We start from the raw sequence: 19,765 nt of genomic DNA on the forward strand, positions 1-19,765 counted from the left end.
TTGAACGATTATTGACAGCGCTACCATCGGATTGCTAAAAACCGCCAAACTGCGGATGATGATGACGGTTGAATTCGGCTTCCGGCATTAAAGTCGAAAAGACAGCAGGGCGCTGCCGCCCACCCGTGGCGCCACAAAACAGACAATGAGGGGAGAGAATTCGATGTCGTCGGTACAGATTCGCGACGTGCGGAAGTCGTTCGGCAATTTTGAAGTTTTGCACGGCGTGTCGATTCCGATCGAGGATGGCGAGTTCGTCGTGCTGGTCGGCCCCTCCGGTTGCGGCAAGTCGACCTTGTTGCGGATGCTCGCCGGCCTCGAAAACATCACCTCGGGCACGATTTCGATCGGCGATCGCGTCGTCAACAATGTCCAGCCGAAAGAGCGCGACATTGCGATGGTGTTCCAGAACTACGCGCTCTATCCGCACATGACCGTCGCCGACAATATGGGCTTCTCGCTCAAGCTGCGCGGCGCGAGTGCCGATGAAATCTCGAACGGGGTCAAGCGCGCCGCGGAAATCCTGGCCCTGACGCCGTTGCTCGAGCGCTATCCCCGGCAATTGTCGGGCGGCCAGCGCCAGCGCGTCGCCATGGGCCGCGCCATCGTGCGCGATCCGCAGGTGTTTTTGTTCGACGAGCCGCTTTCCAACCTCGACGCCAAGCTGCGCGTCGCGATGCGCACCGAAATCAAGGAACTGCATCAGCGGCTGAAGACCACGACCGTCTACGTCACCCACGACCAGATCGAGGCCATGACCATGGCCGACAAGATCGTCGTGATGCATGATGGCGTCGTCGAGCAGATGGGCACCCCGCTCGAACTTTACGACACCCCGGCCAACCAGTTCGTTGCAGGCTTCATCGGCTCGCCAGCGATGAACTTCCTCAAGGGCCAGGTGAAGTCGAACGGCAGCGCGGGCTTTGAGGGGCCGAATGGCGTCAAGCTGCCGTTGGCGTCGGCACCGGCCAATTCGGAAGGGCGGCCCGCAGTCTACGGCGTCCGTCCCGAACATTTCACCATCGCCGATGACGGCGCCGAGGCCGAGATCGTCGTGGTCGAGCCGACTGGCTCCGAAACCCAAGTGTTCGCCAAGCTTGGCGGCGAGCAGGTTGTAGCCGTATTCCGCGAACGTCACCAATTCAACCCGGGCGACAAGGTCCGGCTGAAGCCAGACCCGGCACTCGTGCATCTGTTCGACGAGCAGACCGGGAAACGACTGAACGCCTAAAAAATAAAGTCAAAATTATAAATCAACGGGAGGATGGACTATGCAGGATTTTACCCGCCGTACCCTGCTTCAGGGCGGCACCGCGCTTGCGGCAACCGGTGCGCTCACGGGGTCGGCGTTGTTCGACTTTGCCAAGGCCTGGGCGCAATCGGCGCCGTGGAAGGCAGAGAAGGGCGCCAAGCTCACGGTGATGCGCTGGAGGCGCTTCGTGCCGGCGGAGGACGACGCGTTCAACGCCATGGTCGCGGCATTCAAGGCCGCTACCGGCACCGAAATGAACGTATTCAGCGAGTCCTTTGAGGACGTGCAGCCGAAGGCTGCGGTCGCCGCCAACACCGGCTCCGGTCTCGACCTCGCCTGGGGCCTGCATACGCTGCCGCAGCTGTTCCCGTCGCAGGTACTGCAGATGAACGACGTCGCCGACTATCTCGGCAAGAAGTATGGCGGGTGGACCGACGCAGCCGCGGTGACCTGCAAGCAGGGCAACAACTGGCTCGGCATCCCGGTCGCGACCATCGGCGGCTACATGACCTACCGCAAGTCGTCGGTGGAAAAGGCTGGCTTCAAGGATTTCCCGAAGGACTTCCCCGGCTTTCTGGAATTGTGCAAGGAGTTGAAGAAGAACAACACGCCGGCCGGTTTCCCGCTCGGGCACGCCTCGGGCGACGCCAATGCTTGGCTGCACTGGATCCTCTGGGGTCACGGCGCCTACACCGTCGACAAGGACAACAAGGTCATCATCAACTCGCCCGAAACCGTCAAGGCGCTCGAATACTGCAAGGCCCTGTCCGACACCTTCATTCCCGGCGTCGCATCCTGGAACGATTCGTCGAACAACAAGGCGTTCCTCGCAGGTGAACTGCATTGCACCGCCAACGGCATCTCGATCTATGTCGCGGCCAAGGACGATCCTTCCAAGAAGGAGCTCACGGAAGACACTTATCACGCGCTGTGGCCCGTCGGTCCGATCGGGAAGCCGACCGAACTGCAGCTCACCGTGCCGATCCTGGCGTTCAAGTTCACCAAGTATCCGAACGCCGCGAAGGCCTTCGTCGCCTTCATGCTCGAGAAGGAAAACTACGACAAGTGGTTGACGGGTGCGCGCGGGTATCTCACCCACACGCTCAACTCCTACGACAATTCGCCCGTCTGGACCGCCGATCCGAAGAACCAGGTGTTCAGCCAGGCCAGCAAGCGCGCGCTTCCCGCATCCGGCATCGGTACGCCGGGCGAGAAGGCGGCGACGGCGATCGCCGACTTCCTGGTGGTCGATATGTTTGCCAACTACTGCACCGGCCGCGAAGACATCAAGGGAACGATCGCGGTGACGGAACGGCAGTTGAAGCGCATCTATCGCTAACGACACTGAAGCGAGCCGCGAGCGATTGCGGCTCGCTTCAACAACAAAAATGCGGACGACGGTATTGCCGTCGATGACATCGCGGGATTTCGCCAATGGCCGACATCGCAATGCAACCCCGGACGGCCAAGCGGCAGATTCGCGAGGCCACCGCGTGGGATCAGCTCAGGACCAACCGCAACTGGCTCGGTTTCTGGTTCATGATGCCGGCGATGGCGTTCCTGATATTCTTCCTGGCCTATCCGTTGGGCCTCGGCGTCTGGATTTCGTTCACCGACGCCAAGATCGGCCGGCCCGGCGAATTCATCGGCGTCGAGAATTACGAGTGGTTGTGGGGCGACACCATCTTCTGGCTGTCGGTATTCAACACGCTGCTGTACACATTCATCGCAAGCGCGATCAAATTCGGGATCGGGCTCTATCTGGCGCTGCTGCTGAACGAGAACATGCCGTTCAAGGCGATGCTGCGCGCGCTGGTGCTGATCCCCTTCATCGTGCCGACCGTGCTGTCGGCGCTGGCGTTCTGGTGGATCTTCGATTCGCAATTCTCGATCATCTCGTGGTCGCTCAAGCAGCTGGGCGTGATCACCGAGAACATCAACTTCCTCGGTGATGTCACCTGGGCGCGGATCTGCGTAATCTTCGCCAATATCTGGCGCGGCGTTCCCTTTGTCGCGATCACGCTGCTCGCCGGCCTGCAGACGGTGCAGCCCTCGCTCTACGAGGCGGCGACGCTCGATGGCGCCAGCAAATGGGAAATGTTCCGCTTCATCACCTATCCGCTGCTGACCCCGATCATCGCCGTGGTGATGACGTTCTCCGTGCTGTTCACGTTCACCGATTTCCAGCTGATCTGGGCGATGACGCGGGGTGGCCCGGTCAACGCAACGCACCTGATGGCAACATTGTCGTATCAGCGCGCCATCATTGCCGGCCAGCTCGGCGAGGGCGCTGCGATCTCCAGCGCGATGATCCCGTTCCTGCTCGCCGCGATCATGGTTTCCTGGTTCGGGCTGCAGCGTCGCAAGTGGCAGCAGGGTGAAAATAATGACTGATCTTCCCACCTCGCGGATCGATCTCAAGGCCGTACTGCATGGCTCGGCGCCGACCGTTGCGAAGGACGATCACAGCGAGGGCATGAGCTATCTGCAGTCGGTGCCACGACGGATGGTGACGCTCTATATGCCGCTGGCGATCATCGTATTCGTCCTGCTATTCCCGTTCTACTGGATGGGGCTGACGGCGATCAAACCGGACGAGCAACTGCTCGACCTCGACAAGTACAACCCGTTCTGGACCTGGAATCCGACCCTCAAGCACTTTTACAAGCTCCTGTTCGAAAGCCACTATCCGATGTGGCTGTGGAACACGATGTATGTGGCGGTCTGCGCCACCATCCTGTCGATCGTCGCCAGCGTGCTGGCAGCCTATGCGATCGTGCGGCTGCGCTATAGCGGCGCGCAGTGGGTCGGCGGGCTGATCTTCCTGTCCTACCTGGTGCCGCCGTCGATCCTGTTCATCCCGCTTGCGACCGTCGTGTTCCAGTACGGCCTGTTCGACTCGCCGATGGCGCTGATCCTGACCTATCCGACCATCCTGATCCCGTTCTCGACCTGGCTGCTGATGGGCTATTTCAAGACCATCCCGTTCGAGCTGGAAGAGTGCGCGCTGATCGATGGCGCCAGCCGCTGGCAGATCCTGGTCAAGATCGTGCTGCCGCTGGCGATCCCCGGCCTGATTTCGGCGTTCATCTTCTGCTTCACGCTGTGCTGGAACGAATTCATCTATGCGCTCACGTTCCTGCAATCGACTTCCAACAAGACGGTGCCGGTCGCGATCGTCAACGAATTCGTCGACGGCGACGTCTATCGCTGGGGTTCGTTGATGGCCGGAGCGCTGGCGGGCTCGCTGCCGCTGGTCATCCTTTACGCCTTCTTCGTCGAGCATTATGTGTCGGCCATGACGGGAGCCGTGAAAGAGTGAGCGCTTGAGGCCCGTGTCGGACAACAGGGTTCAAAAAGGAGACGGGTCTTGCACATTCTGATTTTGGGCGCCGCCGGCATGGTGGGCCGCAAGCTGACCGAACGGCTGCTGCGTGACGGCCGCCTTGGCAAGCACGACATCACCCGCATGACGTTGCAGGACGTGGTGGCGCCTGCCAAACCGGCCAACGCGTCGATTCCGATCGAGGTTGTGGCCTCTGATTTCGCTGACGCCGGGGCGGCGGCGCCGCTGCTCGCCGATCGGCCGGACGTGATCTTTCATCTCGCTGCGATCGTCTCCGGCGAAGCCGAGGCCGAATTCGACAAGGGCTACCGGATCAATCTCGACGGCACGCGGTATCTGATCGATGCCATCCGCCACGCCGGCGGCGGCTACAAGCCGCGGCTGGTGTTCACGTCTTCGATCGCGGTGTTCGGCGCGCCGTTCCCCGAAAAGATCGGTGACGAATTCTTCCATACGCCGCTGACGAGCTACGGCACGCAGAAATCGATCTGCGAACTCCTGATCAACGACTACACCCGCAAGGGCCTGCTCGACGGCATCAGCATCCGTCTGCCGACGATCTGCGTGCGGCCGGGCAAGCCGAACAAGGCCGCTTCGGGCTTTTTCTCCAACATCATCCGCGAGCCGCTGGCGGGCGAAGAGGCGGTGCTGCCGGTCTCCGAGGACGTGCGGCACTGGCACGCCTCGCCGAAATCGGCGGTGGGTTTCCTGATCCACGCCGGCACCATGGACCTCAACGCGATGGGACCGCGGCGCAATCTCAGCATGCCAGGCATGTCGGTGACCGTCGGCGAACAGATCGCAGCTCTCGATCGCGTCGCCGGCAAGAACGTCACCGCGCGCATCAAGCGCGTGCCCGATCCGACCATTATCGGCATCGTCTCTGGCTGGCCACGCGACTTCGTCACCGACCGCGCGCTCAAGCTCGGCTTCACCACCGCCGAGAAGAAGTTTGACGACATCATCCGGATTCACATCGAGGATGAGCTGGGCGGCAAGTTCGCAGGCTAACGTGACTTCACGTTTCTTGACGCGGATGCGGTCATGACCAGGGTAGCCTGCATCGGCGAATGTATGATCGAACTGAAGCAGGCCCAAGAGACTGAGGCCGGCCTGTTTTCGCGCGGCTATGGCGGCGACACGCTCAATACCGCCGTCTATCTCGCCCGGCTCGGCGTCGGCGCCGACTATGTCACCGCGCTCGGCGACGATCCCCTCAGCGATGAGATGATCGCCGGCTGGGCAGCGGAGGAGGTCGGGACGAGCCACGTGGTGCGGCTGCCGGGCAAGCTTCCGGGCCTCTACATGATCCAGACCGACGACAAGGGCGAGCGCCGGTTCTTTCACTGGCGCGACAGCGCGGCGGCGCGCAGCCTGATGGATCTGCCGGAGACACCGGATATCCTCAATTCGCTCGCTGGCTATGATGTGGTCTATCTCTCGGCGATCACGCTCTCACTGTATGGCGCGGAGGGAAGGGCGCGGCTGTTCGCGGCCCTCAAACGCGCGCGCGAAGATGGCGCACGTTTCGCCTTCGATACCAATTTCCGCGCCCGCGGCTGGCCCGATCTCGACGTCGCCCGCGCCGTTTTTCAGGAGGCCTTCGCCACGGCCGATATCGTGCTGGCTTCTACCGAGGACTTGCTGCCGCTCTACCCCAGCGAAAGCAATGAAGACTTGCTGGCGCGGATTCCGGATGCCGAGGTGGTGCTGAAGCTTGCGGAACCGGCGAGCCTTCTTCGTCTTCAGGGCAGGCTTCATCCGATCAAGGCCGAGCCGTTGAAGACGCCCGTTGTCGATACCACGGCGGCCGGCGACAGTTTTGCTGCCGCCTATGTTGCCGCGCGCCTCTTTGGTGCGGAGCCGATCGACGCCGCGCGGGCGGGGCACCGCCTCGCCGGGGTTGTGGTATGCCATCCCGGTGCGATTATCCCGCGTGCGGCGATGCCGCCCGGCCTCTTTCCCGCGACCTCTCGCAAGGCATCCCCATGACCGCAGCCACAAGGCAGGAACAACTCGCCGCCATCTTCAAGTCCGCCACGGTGATCCCCGTGCTCACCATCGAACGGCTGGAAGATGCGGTGCCGCTGGCTCGCGCGCTGGTTGCAGGCGGTGTACGCGTGCTGGAAGTCACCCTGCGCACGCCGGTTGCCGTCGAGGCCGCCAAGGCCATGATCGCGGAGGTGCCGGAAGCCGTGGTCGGCATCGGCACGATTTTGAACGCCGACGATCTGGCGAGGGCGAGGGCGTTCGGGGCCAAATTCGGCATCAGCCCGGGTGCGACGCCGGAGCTTTTGAAGGCTGCAGCCGCAAGCGACCTGCCGTTTGCGCCTGGGATCGCGACATCTTCCGAGCTGATGCAGGCACTGGCGGCCGGCTTCGATCTCGTGAAATTCTTTCCCGCCGAGCAGGCCGGCGGTATCAAGGCACTTCGGGCGCTGGCCGGGCCGTTTCCCAATATCAGGGTCTGCCCGACCGGCGGCATCGGCGAGGCCAATGCGGCAGCCTGGCTGGCCGAGCCGAATGTGGTGGCGGTGGGCGGTTCCTGGCTCTGCCCGGCCGCCGATATCAGGTCCGGCAACTGGGCCGGCATAACCGCCATGTGCGCGCGGGCGATGAAATCCCTGAAACCGGCGTGAAGTCTTTTTCCCGATAGGCTACAAAGGCTTCAGAACCGAAACAGGGAGAACGACCATGACAGCCAGCATCGTCGGATGGGCGCACACGCCGTTCGGCAAGTTCGACGCGGAAACCGTCGAGAGCCTCGTGGTGAAGGTTGCGACCGATGCGCTGGCCGACGCTGGCATATCAGCCGAAGACGTCGACGAGATCGTGCTCGGCCATTTCAACGCCGGCTTCTCGCCGCAGGATTTTACGGCCTCGCTGGTGCTGCAGGCCGACCCGAAACTGCGCTTCAAGCCGGCCACGCGGGTCGAGAACGCCTGCGCCACCGGTTCGGCGGCGGTGCATCAGGGGATCCGGGCGATTGCTTCGGGCGCGGCCAAAATCGTGCTGGTGGTCGGTGTCGAGCAGATGACGCGGACGCCCTCGGCCGATATCGGGCGTTACCTCCTGAAGGCGTCCTATCTGCCTGAGGACGGCGAAACCGTCGGCGGCTTTGCCGGCGTGTTCGGCAAGATCGCGCAAAGCTATTTCCAGAAATATGGCGACCAGTCGGACGCATTGGCGATGATCGCGGCCAAGAACCACAAGAACGGCGTAGCCAACCCCTATGCGCAGCTGCGCAAGGATTTTGGCTTTGAATTCTGCCGCGCCGAGAGCGAGAAGAACCCGTTCGTGGCCGGTCCCCTGAAGCGCACGGACTGTTCGCTGGTGTCCGACGGCGCGGCGGCGTTGGTGCTGACGGATTCGGAAACCGCGAAGACCATGGGCAAGGCGGTGAACTTCCGCGCCACCGCGCACGCACAGGATTTTCTGCCGATGTCCAAGCGCGACATCCTGCAGTTCGAAGGCTGCACGGTCGCCTGGCAGCGCGCGCTAGCGCAGGCTGGCATACAGCTCTCCGATCTTTCCTTTGTCGAAACCCATGACTGCTTCACGGTTGCCGAGCTGATCGAATATGAGGCGATGGGCCTGACGCCGCGCGGGCAGGGCGCCCGCGCCATCAAGGAAGGCTGGACCCAGAAGGACGGCAAGCTGCCGGTCAACCCATCCGGTGGCCTGAAGGCCAAGGGCCACCCGATCGGCGCCACCGGCGTTTCCATGCACGTGATGAGCGCAATGCAGCTCGTCGGCCAGGCGCCCGAGGGCATGCAGCTCAAGAACGCCAAGCTCGCCGGCATCTTTAATATGGGCGGTGCGGCGGTGGCGAACTACGTCTCCGTGTTGGAGCCTGCGAAGTAGCCGAGAAACGTGCTACCGTAGGGTGGGCAAGGCGCGCTAGCGCCGTGCTCAGTGTCGCGCGATGAAGGTGGTGGGCGCGCTTCGCTTTGCCCACCCTGCGAAGTCATCCGGAGCGTGCATCATGAGCAATGAGAGTTCGCTGTCCACGGCAGAACTGAACAGCCGGATCAGGATTCTGGAAGACAACATCCGGCAGTTGATCGAACAGGCTGCTGCCGCCTCCGGCGAACGGAACGAAGCGCGCATCGCCGACCGCCTCAGCCAGCAGAACGAAGAGCTGGAGCGCCTGACCCGGGAACGCGACGCCAGATCGAAGAACGAGCCGTCGAGGAAATAGCCGCCATCGCGCGCATACGGCCATACGCTGGGCGCGCCTTGATCTTCGCAAGGGCCTGCCGTTACTTGGTCCTCACAACAATGCGAGGCCGGATGGCCAGCATAGCGGGGAGCGGGGCTGATCCATGGGACCATTGGAAGGCATCAAGGTCATCGACATGACGACCGTGCTGATGGGGCCCTATGCCACCCAGATGCTCGGCGATTACGGCGCTGACGTCATCAAGGTGGAATCGTTCGATGGCGACGTGACGCGGCAGATCGGGCCGACCCGTCATCCCGGCATGGGGCCGGTGTTCCTCAACACCAACCGCAGCAAGCGCTCGATCTGCCTCGATCTGAAGAAGCCGGCCGGGCGCGAGGCCGTGCTGCGGCTGATCAAATCCGCCGACGTGCTGGTCTATAATGTGCGCCCGCAGGCGATGGCGCGGCTGAACCTCGGCTACGACGTGGTGTCGAAAATCAACCCGCGGCTGATCTATGCCGGCGTGTTCGGTTTCGGGCAGGACGGGCCCTATGCGGCGAAGCCCGCCTATGACGATCTGATTCAGGGCGCGACAGCTTTGCCGGCGCTGATGGCGCAGACCGCCGACGGCGTGCCGCGCTATGTCCCCAATGCGCTGGTCGACCGCATCGTCGGGCTCACAGCGGTGGGCGCCATCTGCGCCAGCCTCGTCGATCGCAATCGTACCGGGCGCGGCCAGCGCGTCGATATCCCGATGTTCGAAACCATGGCCGGTTTCGTGATGGGCGATCACATGGGCGGTCTCACCTATGAGCCGCCGCTCGACAAGGGCGGCTATGCGCGGCATTTGTCGCCGGACCGGCGGCCCTACAAGACCTCGGACGGCTATATCTGCGTGATCGTCTATAACGACAAGCAGTGGCAGAATTTCTTCGATGCAACCGGGCGTGACGATCTTCGCGTCCACACGAAATTTGCGACCTTCGCCGGCCGCGCCGTCAATATAGACGCGGTTTATGCCGAACTGGCGCGCATCCTCGAGACCAGGACCACCGCCGAGTGGACCGCTATCCTCGAGAAGGCCGACGTGCCGGTTATGCCAATGCATGATCTCGAAAGCCTGCTTGGCGATCCCCACATCGTCGCGACAGATTTCTTCCCGGTCGTCGATCATCCAACCGAGGGCCGCATCCGCAACATGCGGCCTTCGGCGCGATTTTCGGAAACACCGGTCGAGACCAAGCGGCTGGCGCCGCGCCTGGGCGAGCATAGCGCGGAGATACTCCAGCAAGCCGGCTTTTCGGCGGATGAAATCGCAGCGCTGGTGCGCGATGGCGTCACCAAGGCCGCGTCAAACAAATAGGACGAGATAGATGGATTTTGCGCTGTCGGCCAACCAGGAATCGATCCGCGACGCGGTCGGAAAAATCTGCTCGCGTTTCGACGATGCCTATTGGCTGAAGAAAGACAAGGAGGGCGGTTACCCCGCCGACTTCCACCGCGCGCTGGCGGATGCCGGCTGGCTCGGCATCTGCATCCCCGAGGAATATGGCGGGTCGGGGCTCGGCATCACCGACGCCGCGATCATGATGCGGACGATTTCGGAATCGGGCGCCGGAATGTCCGGCGCCTCTGCCGTGCACATGAATGTGTTCGGGCTCAATCCCGTCGTCGTGTTCGGCACCAAGGAGCAGTGCACGCGCATGCTGCCGCCGATCATCGACGGCCGCGACAAGTCCTGCTTTGCGGTGACCGAACCCAATACCGGGCTCAATACTACGCAACTGAAAACCCGCGCAGTGCGCCAGGGCGACAAGTATGTTGTCAACGGCCAAAAGGTCTGGATTTCCACGGCACAGGTCGCCAACAAGATCTTGCTGCTGGCGCGCACCACGCCGCTGGAAGAGGTGAAGAATCCGACCCACGGGCTGAGCCTGTTTTACACCGACTTCGACAAGCAGCGCGTCACTGTGCACGAGATCGAGAAGATGGGCCGCAAGCCCGTCGACTCCAACGAGTTGTTTTTCGAGAATTTCGAGATCCCGGTCGAGGATCGTCTCGGCGAGGAAGGCCGCGGCTTCGAATATATCCTGCACGGCATGAATCCCGAGCGCATCCTGATTGCGGCCGAAGCGGTGGGGCTGGGCCAGATCGCGCTGTCGCGGGCGTCGGCCTATGCGAAGAACCGCATCGTGTTCAACCGCCCCATCGGCATGAATCAGGGCATCCAGCATCCGCTGGCGAAGAACTGGATGGAACTGGAAGCCGCGTGGCTGATGGTGCTCTCGGCCGGCTGGCAATACGATCAGGGCTTGCCCTGCGGGCCCGCCGCCAATGCTGCGAAATATCTCGCCGCCGAAGCCGGCTTCCACGCCTGCGAACAGGCTGTCATGACGCATGGCGGGTTTGGATACGCCAAGGAATATCACGTCGAGCGCTATTTGCGGGAATCCCTGATCCCGCGGATTGCGCCGATCAGCCCGCAGCTCATTCTCAGCTTCATTGCCGAGAAGGTGCTGGGTCTGCCGAAGTCGTACTGAAAAGTCGAGACGAGTATGAGCTTCATCACCGGCGTCGGGCTCACGTCCTACGGCAAGCACGAAGGTTCGTCCTCGCTCGATCTCATGAGCAAGGCGGCCGAGCTCGCCATTGCCGATGCCGGGCTGAAGCGGTCCGAGATCGACGGCATTCTTTGCGGCTACAGCACGGTGTCGCCGCACATCATGCTGGCGACCGTGTTCGCCGAGCATTTCGGCATTCAACCATCCTATGCGCATGCGGTGCAGGTCGGCGGGGCCACAGGTCTCGCCATGACCATGCTGGCGCATCACCTGGTCGACGCCGGGGTGGCGAAGCATGTGCTTGTTGTCGGCGGCGAAAACCGTCTCACCGGGCAGAGCCGCGACGCCTCGATCCAGGCGCTGGCGCAGGTCGGTCACCCCGATTACGAGGTGACCTTGGGGCCGACGATCCCCGCCTATTACGGCCTCGTCGCGTCGCGCTACATGCACGAATACGGCGTCACCCAGGAAGACCTCGCCGAATTCGCGGTGCTGATGCGCGCCCATGCCGTGACCCATCCCGGCGCGCAGTTTCACGATCCGATCACCGTCGCCGACGTGATGGCCTCAAAACCGGTGGCGATGCCGCTGAAGCTCCTGGATTGCTGCCCGGTGTCCGACGGCGGCGCAGCGTTCGTGCTCAGCCGCGAGCCAACCTCCGCGACCGGCATTCGCGTGCGCGGCGCTGCGCAGGCGCATACCCATCAGCATGTCACGGCGGCGCCGGGCTTGAGCGAACTTGGCGCCGAGATTGCGGTTGCCAAGGCAAAGGCCGCATCCGGCCTTGCGATATCGGATGTGCGTTATGCCGCAGTCTATGACAGCTTCACCATTACGCTGGCGATGCTGCTGGAAGACCTCGGCCTAGCCGGGCGCGGCGAGGCGGCGGCGCGGGTGCGGGCAGGGCATTTTGGCCGCGACGGCGCCATGCCGCTCAACACCCATGGCGGGCTCCTAAGCTATGGCCATTGCGGCGTCGGCGGTGCGATGGCGCATCTGGTCGAGACGCATTTGCAGATGACGGAGCGCGCCGGCGCCCGGCAGGTCCGTGACGCCTCGGTCGCGCTGCTGCACGGTGACGGCGGCGTGCTTTCGTCGCACGTCAGCATGTTTCTTCTGGAACGGGTGCGATGACCGACAAACTCGCCGACTGGACCAAGGGCGCCGAGACCATCGTCTATCAATCCTGCACGGCTTGCGGGAACGTGCAGTATTTCCACCGCAGCTTCTGCGCCGTCTGCGGTGCGCCGGATCCGGTGGAAAAGCGCGCCAGCGGGGTTGCGACGGTCTATGCGGCGTCGCTGGTATGCCGCGCCGCGACGCCGGAGACACGCGCGCATGTTCCCTACAATATCGTGCTGGTAGATGCGGCCGAGGGCTTTCGCATGATGGCCCATGGTGACAACGATCTGGCGATCGGTGACTCTGTGACCGTGAGCTATCGGCCGTTTGCGGGAATGCTGGTCCCGTATTTCGAGAAAACGAAGTGAGCTTCAGGCAAAATGCTCACGCTACGAAGCAACCCAGAATTACGCGGAACAGGTGAAAATCTGAGTGCTTCGACGCGTCAACATTCAGTGCCAGTAGAACACAACGCCGGCGATGACGAGCATCGCTGTTACCGCCAGCGTCTGCGCAAGCGCTTCCGAGGCCGCCTTCCTGGTGGCTTCCTTCATGCCTAACTCCCTAGACTTGGGCATGAGTCATCCTTGCCCGTGAAGGCCTGATGAACTCAGTTTGGTTTTACTCGGAACACCCCGCGACGAGTATTCGCTCCTTTGAGTCCCCACTCAGCGAATATCGACAGTGTCAGAATCGACCAGCAATGAGGCGGCAATTTGGCTCGCTCGCAGCCGGTTTGTGCACGAGAGAGGGAGTTTTTTGGCGCGGGTCTAACCGCCTGGACGCAGGCCAGGACCTGTGGCGGCGTCGTTTCGACGGTTGATCGGCTTCCTGCTGCGGTGCATGATCCCGCTGTCAACAAATCAGAAAATCCGCAAAACCCAAGGTGATGTATGGCCCGCGTCGACTATAGCGATCCCGCCAAGCACAACGAGCGCACCCGCGAATTGCTGGGCAAAAACCGCAATGCCAACATCTTTCGCATGATGGCGCATTCGCCGAGCTACCTCGAACAATACTGCCGGCTGGGCGGGGCTATCAGGCACAAGGGTGAACTCGACCCGATCGTGCGCGAACTCGCCATCACCCGCACGGGCATCCTGTGCGAGGCGCCCTATGAAATCGTCGCCCACAAGCGTATCGGCAAGAACGTGGGCGTCACCGACGAGCAGAACGAGGCGCTGGAAGACTGGCAGTCGGCGACCTGTTTCAACGAGGTACAGCGCGCCGCGCTCGCCTTTACCGATGAAATCGTCAAGCGCAACAAGCCAACGGACGCGACCTTCAACGCCATCGCAGCGAAATTGACCCCCGCCGCGCTTGTCGAACTACAGCTTTCGGTCGGCTTCTACATCATGACGTCGAAGTTCCTGGAAACGTTTGCCATCGATCTGCAGCCGGTGACGGAAGTGGTGGGCTGACAGTGTTCCGCGAGCGGTGATCTTATCGTTCCGGCCCGTACCGTCGCAGCGCCTCGAGCGTCAATCCCTTGCCGACCGCGCCGAAGATGTCACCTTCGACTATCCGGGCCGACGGCACGGCTTTGGTGATCGCCTTGTGGACGTGAGCGAGTTTCACCGAGCCGCCGGTCAGGAACACGGCGTCGATATCACCGGCGGCTAATCCCGCCTGAACAAGGCAATTGTTGATTCGCGCCGCGATGCGATCGGCCAGCTGCTTTGTATGGCTGACGAGATCGGGGCGGCCGATATCAGCGCCAAGACCGGGGGTAACCCACTCCAGCGGAATGTCCGCCCGATGCTTCTCGGACAGGGCGATCTTGGCGTCTTCGACTTCCATCGCGAGCGTATGGCCACGCTGTTCGTGCACCACGCGTATCAACCGGTCGAGAAGTTCCGGCTCGCTGGCCTCCTGCCGCACCTGGCGGATATCGGCCATCACGCGTGGCTCATACATGCGGTTGATGCTCGACCAGGTCGCGAGGTCGTGGAAGTAGCTCGACGGTACGTCAAGCCCGGGACGCTTCATGGCGCTGCGGAATCCGAACAGCGGCATGATCACGCCGAGGCTGAGCTGACGGTCGAAATCGGTGCCGCCGATGCGCACGCCGTCATTGGCGAGAATATCGGCCGCGCGATCGGCCTTGCCGTGGCGTTCGGGCCCCAGACGCACAATCGAAAAGTCGGACGTGCCGCCGCCAATATCAGCGATCAGTGCCACTTCCTCGGATGTGATCTGTCGCTCATAGTCCAGCGCCGCGGCGATCGGTTCGAACTGAAACGTGACCTCGTCAAAACCGATTCCCCGCGCAATTATCCGTAGCGTCTCCTCCGCCTTGCGATCGGCGTCCGGCGCATTGTCGACGAAGTGAACCGGCCGGCCGTGGACAACATTACGCAGTTCATGGCCGGTGGCCTGTTCCGCGCGGCGTTTGACCGCGCCGAGGTAATAGGCGATCACGTCGCGAAAGCTGACCCGCGCGCGTCCGAGCCGGGTGGTTTCGTCGATCAGCGAGGTTCCGAGCACCGACTTGAGGCTCCGCATCAGGCGGCCAGGTGCGCCTTCGACATAGGCTTCCACGGCCCTGCGGCCGATCAAAACGGCGCCGTCGGTCTCATAGAAAATCGCGCTGGGAATCGTGGTCTGGGCGGCCTCCAGCGCCACCAGAACCGGCGCCCGGCCTTCGATGGTGCCAAGCGTCGTGTTCGACGTTCCGAAATCAAGGCCGCAGATCGACATGGGTGCTCCGGGAGGGAGCGTCCGTTTACACATAACAAGGCCATCGATCCACCTTTATCTCGCCTTCTCATCCCGACGGGTGCTTCAATATCTATTGCGTTGCCCGGTGAGCCCATCCACAGATCAATTTGTTTCCGCGGACGCCTTGATGAAATAATCCGCGATGGTCCATAAGCGACCTCCCGGCGGCGTCCGGCGATTCACCAGCCCTAATGGTTTTGAGGAAGATTTGGCGTGGCAAATATCAATCGACAGATCGCGCAAGAGCTTGGTGTTCGCGAAGAGCAGATCTCGGCGACAGTCGGACTGCTCGACGGCGGCGCCACCGTGCCGTTCGTGGCGCGCTATCGCAAGGAAATCACCGGCGGGCTTGACGACGCGCAATTGCGCACGCTGGAAGAGCGGCTGACTTATTTGCGCGAACTCGAGGAGCGCCGGGTCGCGATCCTCAACTCGGTCCGCGAGCAGGGCAAGCTCGACGCCGCACTGGAAGCCGCCATCATGGCGGCCGACAGCAAGGGGCGTCTGGAAGACATCTACCTGCCGTTCAAGCCGAAGCGCCGCACCAAGGCCGAGATCGCCAGGGAGGCCGGGCTCGAACCATTGTCCGAACTGTTGCTGATGCAGCCGCAGAACGATCCGCAGGCCGTGGCCGCGACCTTCGTCGACGCCGAGAAGCAGGTGGCGGACGTCGCCGCGGCGCTCGAAGGCGCGCGTGCGATCCTGGTGGAGCGCTTTGCCGAGGATGCCGATCTGATCGGGCGCTTGCGCGAAGAAATGTGGTCGAACGGGGTGATGGTTTCGACCGTGCGCAAGGGCAAGAAGACCGAAGGCGAGAAGTTCAAGGATTATTTCGACTACAACGGAGCCCTCCACAAGCTACCGTCGCACCGCATTCTCGCGCTATTTCGGGGCGAGAAGGAAGAAATCCTCGAGCTGCAGATGATGCCCGAGGCGAATGTTCCGGCGGCTGGCGTCCCCAGCACGTATGAACTGAAAATCATGCAGCGCTTTGCGATTACCGATCAGGGCCGCCCGGGCGACCGCTGGCTGATCGAGACCGCGCGCTGGGCCTGGCGGACCAAGATCCAGGTGCATCTCAACATCGACCTGCGGATGCGGCTGTGGACGGCGGCCGAGACCGAGGGCGTGCGGGTGTTCGCCTCGAATTTGCGCGACCTGCTGCTGGCGGCGCCGGCCGGCGCGCGCGTGACCATGGGGCTCGACCCCGGCTATCGCTCCGGCGTCAAGGTCGCCGTCGTCGACGCCACCGGCAAGGTGGTGGCGACCACCGTGGTCTATCCGCACGAACCACAAAGGCAATGGGACGCGACGCTGGCGACGCTGGGCAAGCTCGCGGTCGCACATCGTGTCGACCTGATTGCGATCGGCAACGGCACCGCCTCGCGCGAGACTGACAAGCTGGCGACCGAACTGGTCAAGCTGCTGCCGGACCTGAAGATGTCGAAGATCGTGGTGTCCGAAGCGGGCGCATCGGTCTACTCCGCCTCCGCCTTTGCATCCGAGGAACTGCCGGAGCTCGACGTCACCTTGCGCGGCGCGGTGTCGATCGCGCGGCGCCTGCAGGATCCGCTGGCCGAGCTCGTCAAGATCGATCCGAAGGCGATCGGCGTCGGGCAGTATCAGCACGACCTCGGCGAAACCAAATTGGCGCGCTCGCTCGATGCCGTGGTCGAAGACTGCGTCAACGCCGTCGGCGTCGATGCCAACACGGCTTCCGCGCCGCTGCTGGCACGGGTGTCGGGCATAGGCGCAGGGCTCGCGCAAAGCATCGTGCAGCACCGCGACGCCAACGGGCCGTTCAAATCGCGAAAGGCGCTGAAGGAAGTGCCGCGGCTGGGACCGAAAGCGTTCGAGCAATGCGCCGGCTTCCTGCGCATCAATGATGGCGAGGATCCCCTCGATGCGTCGGGCGTGCACCCCGAGGCCTATCCGGTGGTGCGGCGAATCATCGCCGCGTCCAAGAGCGACATCAAGGCGCTGCTCGGCAATGCCGAGATCGTGCGCCAGTTGAAGCCGCAGGCCTTTGTCGACGACACGTTCGGCCTGCCCACGGTCACCGACATCCTGCGTGAGCTGGAAAAGCCCGGCCGCGACCCGCGTCCGGCCTTCAAGGCCGCCGTCTTCAAGGAGGGGGTCGAAGAGATCAAGGACCTCAAGCGCGGCATGATCCTGGAAGGCACGGTGACGAACGTCGCGGCGTTCGGCGCCTTCGTCGATATCGGCGTGCACCAGGACGGCCTGGTGCACATTTCGGCGATGTCAAAAACCTTCATCAAGGATCCGCGCGAGGTGGTGAAGCCGGGCGACATCGTCAAGGTCAAGGTGCTGGAGGTGGAGGTCGCCCGCAAGCGCATCGCCCTGACGCTGCGCCTCGATGACGAAGTGGGCACCAAGGGGCCCAAGCTTTCAGACAGCAAGATGCGCGAGTTTTCCAAGGCGTCGATGACATCGTCCGCGCCAAGCAAGGCGCAGGAACAGGGCGGCGCGCTCGCCGAGGCCTTACGGCGTGCCGCCGAGAAGAACGGGCGGGGTAAGGCGGGGTAAGGAGAGCAGGAGTTAGCCATTTGGCGTTGAGTATTCGGCTGCTTTCCCCGGATGCTGCGCAGCGCGCAGCGGTGCGCTGCTGATCCGGGGTCCATGCTGCGGTGATGGGTCCCGGCCCTGCGGGGCAGCGTTTCCGGACGATGCTTCGCATCGCCTAGGCTGCACCGCGTCCGGGACACGGAACTAACTAACCGGGCGTCAACAGATTCAACTTCGCATTGGCGAGGATCAGGCGATCGGCCAGCAATTGCGCAAGGTTGCGCATGATCCGCTCGCCGGCTCGCGGATGCTGTTTTCGGAAACGTTCGAAATCGCGGAGCGGGATTTCGTAAGCGGTCGCGGCCATGTCGGCGAAGACGTCGGCGGAGCGGCGCGGCTCCAATAGCGCCATCTCGCCGAACGGCATTCCCGCCGTCAGCGTCGCCAGGCGGATGCCGTCGGGCAGGGTGACATGCACTACGCCGCTCCGCAGAAAGAACACCGAGGTCGCGGGATCGCCGGCGGCGATGATCTTTTCGCTCGCCTGATGGGTCCGGATCGAAGCGAGCGAGGCGAGATCGATCAGTTCCTCGCCCGTTAGCCCCGCCAGCAGCGCCTGTTCGGAGAGTTCGGTCGCCTCGAAGAAATCGATCGCGCCGCCGTAACGATAGACCACCTGGTCTTCCGCCCACTCGATGGCGGCATCGAGCAGGTAGTAGTTGCGGATATTGGTCAGGCCTTCCGTCCATTCCCCGATCATCTTCCAGTCCGGCGACGATCGCCTGATGCCGGACAGGACCACGGTGACGTGGAAGCCTGCGAGCTCGCGGAACTCCTCGGCGAGCAGGCGGGTGCCGGCGCGGGTCATGGCCGTGACGCGGCGCAGGTCGAAGATGACGAGTTGTGGCCGCGGCTTGGCCGCCAGCTGTCGCGAGACGTAATCGACATTGGAGAACGACAGCGTGCCCACCAGTTCGATCACGCGGACATCCTGATGATGCGCGGCCAGGATGTTCTGTTCCTGTGCGCGCCGCACGCGCCGCGACGGGCTGTTGCCGATGTCGTAATCGGCGATGATGCTGTTGCGCGCATCGTCGCTGCGGTTGAGCATATGCAGGTCGTAATGCGATGACAGCGCCTCGCAGACCTTGATGCCGCGCACGCTGTTGCCGTGCTTGTCGAGTTTCGGCGAATAGCTGCCGAGCCCGAGCCGCGCCGGTAGCGCCGCAAGGATGCCGCCGCCGACGCCGCTCTTCGCGGGGATGCCGATCCGGTAGATCCATTCCCCGGCGTAATCGTACATACCGGAGCTCGTCATGACGGAGAGCGTCCGCGAGATGGCATACGGCGTCAGCACCTGTTCGCCGGTGACGGGATTGATGCCGCGGTTGGCGAGGGTGGCCGCCATGACAGCGATATCGCGCGCCGTCACCAGGATGGCGCATTGCCGGAAATACACCTCCAGCACGGCAGCCACGTTGTCCCGGATCACGGCATTGGTGCGCAGCAAATAGCCGATCGCGCGGTTGCGGTCGCCGGTTGCGCTTTCGGAGGCATAGACCGCGTCGTCGACATCGAGATCGCGCCCGGCAAACCGGCCCAGCGCCTGCCTGATGTATTCGAATGCGGTGTCGCCCTTGGCCTCATAGATCAGGCCGGAGCAGGCGATCGCGCCGGCATTGACCATCGGGTTGAAGGGATGGTTTTCAGCGTTGAGGCGTATCGAGTTGAAAGGATCGCCCGATGGCTCGACGCCGATCACGCTCTCGACCCGCGCCGCGCCCAGCGTGTCCAGCGCCAGCGCGAACACGAATGGCTTCGACATCGACTGGATGGTGAAAGGGATTTGGGTGTCGCCGACCTCGTAGACATGACCGTCGAGGGTGGCGAGGCTGATGCCGAAATGGGCAGGCTCGGCCTTGCCGAGCTCGGGGATGTAGTTGGCGACCGCGCCGCTGGTCTCAGTTGCGAACTCGGCGTGGCACGCATTCAGGAACCGCAGCAAGGGCGGTTTCGAGCTGGTCCAGGCAGCGGGGCCGGCGTTAAGCGGAGGAGGCGATTGCTTCATCGCC

17 protein-coding genes are annotated in these 19,765 nt (G+C 63.0%); 15 read left to right on the forward strand and 2 right to left on the reverse strand.

Annotated features, from left to right (window positions below):
- Window positions 1-163: 163 nt before the first annotated feature.
- The 14 genes from V1279_RS11840 (at window position 164) to V1279_RS11905 (ending at window position 13,867) form a co-directional block, all read left to right on the forward strand.
- Window positions 164-1,231, forward strand: coding sequence for an ABC transporter ATP-binding protein (locus V1279_RS11840; RefSeq protein ID WP_247778446.1), 1,068 nt, complete (start codon window positions 164-166; stop codon window positions 1,229-1,231).
- Between the two features lie 40 nt (window positions 1,232-1,271).
- Entirely contained in the window at window positions 1,272-2,591 is a 1,320-nt protein-coding gene (locus tag V1279_RS11845) for an ABC transporter substrate-binding protein (RefSeq protein WP_334435681.1), read from the forward strand.
- A 95-nt stretch (window positions 2,592-2,686) separates the two neighbouring features.
- Window positions 2,687-3,646: a carbohydrate ABC transporter permease gene (locus V1279_RS11850; protein ID WP_334435684.1), complete on the forward strand. Its 960-nt coding sequence runs from the start codon at window positions 2,687-2,689 to the stop codon at window positions 3,644-3,646.
- On the forward strand, window positions 3,639-4,574 hold the full coding sequence (locus V1279_RS11855; RefSeq protein ID WP_334435686.1) for a carbohydrate ABC transporter permease: 936 nt from the start codon (window positions 3,639-3,641) through the stop codon (window positions 4,572-4,574). Before V1279_RS11850 ends, V1279_RS11855 begins: the two co-directional genes overlap by 8 nt.
- 48 nt (window positions 4,575-4,622) lie before the next feature.
- Window positions 4,623-5,609 (forward strand): D-erythronate dehydrogenase, encoded by a 987-nt coding sequence (gene denD / locus V1279_RS11860; RefSeq protein ID WP_334435690.1) that lies wholly within the window; start codon window positions 4,623-4,625, stop codon window positions 5,607-5,609.
- A 33-nt stretch (window positions 5,610-5,642) separates the two neighbouring features.
- Complete coding sequence (locus tag V1279_RS11865; RefSeq protein ID WP_334435693.1) at window positions 5,643-6,590, forward strand: sugar kinase; 948 nt, start codon at window positions 5,643-5,645, stop codon at window positions 6,588-6,590.
- The gene (gene eda / locus V1279_RS11870; protein ID WP_334435696.1) at window positions 6,587-7,237 is read left to right on the forward strand and encodes a bifunctional 4-hydroxy-2-oxoglutarate aldolase/2-dehydro-3-deoxy-phosphogluconate aldolase; all 651 of its coding nucleotides are present in this window, start codon (window positions 6,587-6,589) and stop codon (window positions 7,235-7,237) included. Before V1279_RS11865 ends, eda begins: the two co-directional genes overlap by 4 nt.
- 55 nt (window positions 7,238-7,292) lie before the next feature.
- On the forward strand, window positions 7,293-8,462 hold the full coding sequence (locus tag V1279_RS11875; protein WP_334435699.1) for an acetyl-CoA acetyltransferase: 1,170 nt from the start codon (window positions 7,293-7,295) through the stop codon (window positions 8,460-8,462).
- Window positions 8,463-8,583: 121 nt separating this feature from the next.
- Window positions 8,584-8,799, forward strand: a complete 216-nt coding sequence (locus V1279_RS11880) for a hypothetical protein (RefSeq protein WP_334435702.1) — start codon at window positions 8,584-8,586, stop codon at window positions 8,797-8,799.
- A gap of 124 nt (window positions 8,800-8,923) precedes the next feature.
- Entirely contained in the window at window positions 8,924-10,126 is a 1,203-nt protein-coding gene (locus V1279_RS11885) for a CaiB/BaiF CoA transferase family protein (protein ID WP_334435704.1), read from the forward strand.
- Window positions 10,127-10,136: 10 nt separating this feature from the next.
- Window positions 10,137-11,303: an acyl-CoA dehydrogenase family protein gene (locus V1279_RS11890; protein WP_334435706.1), complete on the forward strand. Its 1,167-nt coding sequence runs from the start codon at window positions 10,137-10,139 to the stop codon at window positions 11,301-11,303.
- Between the two features lie 15 nt (window positions 11,304-11,318).
- The gene (locus V1279_RS11895; RefSeq protein ID WP_334435708.1) at window positions 11,319-12,458 is read left to right on the forward strand and encodes a thiolase family protein; all 1,140 of its coding nucleotides are present in this window, start codon (window positions 11,319-11,321) and stop codon (window positions 12,456-12,458) included.
- On the forward strand, window positions 12,455-12,814 hold the full coding sequence (locus V1279_RS11900; RefSeq protein ID WP_334435711.1) for a Zn-ribbon domain-containing OB-fold protein: 360 nt from the start codon (window positions 12,455-12,457) through the stop codon (window positions 12,812-12,814). Before V1279_RS11895 ends, V1279_RS11900 begins: the two co-directional genes overlap by 4 nt.
- Window positions 12,815-13,339: 525 nt before the next feature.
- Window positions 13,340-13,867 (forward strand): carboxymuconolactone decarboxylase family protein, encoded by a 528-nt coding sequence (locus V1279_RS11905; protein WP_334435714.1) that lies wholly within the window; start codon window positions 13,340-13,342, stop codon window positions 13,865-13,867.
- 22 nt (window positions 13,868-13,889) lie between these two features.
- Here V1279_RS11905 and V1279_RS11910 read toward each other — a convergent pair whose 3' ends face one another.
- Entirely contained in the window at window positions 13,890-15,146 is a 1,257-nt protein-coding gene (locus V1279_RS11910) for an Hsp70 family protein (RefSeq protein ID WP_334435717.1), read from the reverse strand.
- A 234-nt stretch (window positions 15,147-15,380) separates the two neighbouring features.
- Between V1279_RS11910 and V1279_RS11915 the strand changes: the two genes are divergently transcribed.
- Window positions 15,381-17,714, forward strand: a complete 2,334-nt coding sequence (locus tag V1279_RS11915; RefSeq protein ID WP_334435721.1) for a Tex family protein — start codon at window positions 15,381-15,383, stop codon at window positions 17,712-17,714.
- A gap of 187 nt (window positions 17,715-17,901) precedes the next feature.
- On the opposite strand, the gene glsA is transcribed toward V1279_RS11915, so the two are convergent.
- The gene (gene glsA, locus V1279_RS11920) at window positions 17,902-19,761 is read right to left on the reverse strand and encodes a glutaminase A (RefSeq protein ID WP_334435724.1); all 1,860 of its coding nucleotides are present in this window, start codon (window positions 19,759-19,761) and stop codon (window positions 17,902-17,904) included.
- Between the last annotated feature and the right edge of the window lie 4 nt (window positions 19,762-19,765).

The organism is Bradyrhizobium sp. AZCC 1610, assembly GCF_036924515.1.
Classification (GTDB): Bacteria; Pseudomonadota; Alphaproteobacteria; order Rhizobiales; family Xanthobacteraceae; genus Bradyrhizobium.

Coding starts and splice junctions, on each gene's coding strand:
- V1279_RS11855 (WP_334435686.1), top strand. CDS start 3,639: ATGACTGATCTTCCCACCTCGCGGATCGATCTCAAGGCCGTACTGCAT.
- V1279_RS11890 (WP_334435706.1), top strand. CDS start 10,137: ATGGATTTTGCGCTGTCGGCCAACCAGGAATCGATCCGCGACGCGGTC.
- glsA (WP_334435724.1), bottom strand. CDS start 19,761: ATGAAGCAATCGCCTCCTCCGCTTAACGCCGGCCCCGCTGCCTGGACC.
- V1279_RS11880 (WP_334435702.1), top strand. CDS start 8,584: ATGAGCAATGAGAGTTCGCTGTCCACGGCAGAACTGAACAGCCGGATC.
- V1279_RS11865 (WP_334435693.1), top strand. CDS start 5,643: ATGACCAGGGTAGCCTGCATCGGCGAATGTATGATCGAACTGAAGCAG.
- V1279_RS11905 (WP_334435714.1), top strand. CDS start 13,340: ATGGCCCGCGTCGACTATAGCGATCCCGCCAAGCACAACGAGCGCACC.
- V1279_RS11885 (WP_334435704.1), top strand. CDS start 8,924: ATGGGACCATTGGAAGGCATCAAGGTCATCGACATGACGACCGTGCTG.
- V1279_RS11840 (WP_247778446.1), top strand. CDS start 164: ATGTCGTCGGTACAGATTCGCGACGTGCGGAAGTCGTTCGGCAATTTT.
- V1279_RS11875 (WP_334435699.1), top strand. CDS start 7,293: ATGACAGCCAGCATCGTCGGATGGGCGCACACGCCGTTCGGCAAGTTC.
- V1279_RS11895 (WP_334435708.1), top strand. CDS start 11,319: ATGAGCTTCATCACCGGCGTCGGGCTCACGTCCTACGGCAAGCACGAA.
- eda (WP_334435696.1), top strand. CDS start 6,587: ATGACCGCAGCCACAAGGCAGGAACAACTCGCCGCCATCTTCAAGTCC.
- V1279_RS11910 (WP_334435717.1), bottom strand. CDS start 15,146: ATGTCGATCTGCGGCCTTGATTTCGGAACGTCGAACACGACGCTTGGC.
- V1279_RS11845 (WP_334435681.1), top strand. CDS start 1,272: ATGCAGGATTTTACCCGCCGTACCCTGCTTCAGGGCGGCACCGCGCTT.
- V1279_RS11900 (WP_334435711.1), top strand. CDS start 12,455: ATGACCGACAAACTCGCCGACTGGACCAAGGGCGCCGAGACCATCGTC.
- V1279_RS11850 (WP_334435684.1), top strand. CDS start 2,687: ATGGCCGACATCGCAATGCAACCCCGGACGGCCAAGCGGCAGATTCGC.